The 1,277-nt window shown below is 44.5% G+C and carries 1 protein-coding gene; it reads left to right on the top strand.

The genetic code is table 11. The annotated features are described in order from the left end of the window. Positions 1–214: 214 nt before the first annotated feature. Positions 215–973, top strand: coding sequence for a hypothetical protein (locus tag BUB25_RS16305; protein WP_072946204.1), 759 nt, complete (start codon positions 215–217; stop codon positions 971–973). The last annotated feature ends 304 nt before the right edge of the window (positions 974–1,277 follow it).

Below are 1,277 nucleotides of genomic sequence, written 5' to 3'. Positions count from 1 at the left end.
TATTTAGCCATCGGTATGCTCTCATTCTTTTCACTTTATTACATCCAAATATACATCTTCGAGATCAAATTATTTTTGCAACGCAAACATAGGAGCTATCGGGACCCACAACTCACTGTCATCCTGAGCTTGTCGAAGGACACAACTCACATCTCACGATTCACTTCTCACGACTCACGACTCACGACTCACAACTCACTAACAAAAAAAAACCATGGCAAAAATAATAGCCCCTTTTCTAATCAAAGGAACCCTCGACGACATCAATTTTGTGATAACAGCAGACGGCAACAACTACGCCCGCATGAAAGGAAAAACCGGAGTAAGCCCGGAAGAATTCAAAAAAAATCCCGTATTCAACAGCGTAAGGGAACACGGAAAAGAATTCGGACACTGCGCCAAAAAAGCAGTAGTTTTTCGCCAACTCGCCTCGCTTTTCAACAACCAGGCCAAAGAGGTAAGCTTTGTAGGTAGAGCAAACAAACTCTTGTTCGAAATACTCCAGGAAGATACCAGCCAGCCACAGGGACAAAGAACCCTGACCCAAGGCCTGAAAACCAACGACGGCAAAGAGGCCCTGCTGTTTTTTGAAAGCAACAAACTAAGGCCCCTCGAACGCGTACTCAAGATAAAAGCCCACTGCCAGCCTCAAACCCAAACCACAACCCTAGCCGACTTTACTACCAAAGACCATCTCGACTGGCCCGAAGAAGCCACCCATGTAATCTTGGCAGCAGCCACAGCCAACTGGGATTTTGAAAACGACATCTGCAACAGCTGCTACAGCAACGAAATCATCCTCGACAAACAATCCGAAAAACAAACCATAAACCTCACCACAGCCAAACCCCTGGGAAACCACCTGCAGCTGACTTTCCTATTCATCGGCTTCGCCATCCAACAACGCAAAAAATTCAAAATGCTCCACCGCAAAAACAACACCACCACCCTCATCGCCTACCACAGCCCTTAAACGATGTTCGATATACGATGTTCGTTGTCCCATAGACGGTTAACGACAAACGATGGACGAACAACGATAACCTTGCTTCTTGACTCTCACAACTGAAAACTGAGAACCGATAACTCACAACCCACAACCGACTTCTCGATACAATTTTATAAAAATGCTATCGCTATTTTATAAAATCACTCGAAGTGACGGAATCAACCGACAACCGATCCCGATAGCTCCTATGTTTGCGTTGCAAAAATAATTTGATCTCGAAGATGTATATTTGGATGTAATAAAGTGAAAAGAATGAGAGCATACCGAT

The sequence above is a fragment of the Flavobacterium granuli genome, from assembly GCF_900129705.1.
Lineage (GTDB): Bacteria > Bacteroidota > Bacteroidia > Flavobacteriales > Flavobacteriaceae > Flavobacterium > Flavobacterium granuli.
Note: the sequence above shows the minus strand (reverse complement) of the source record. Positions and strands in the feature narration are given on the sequence as shown.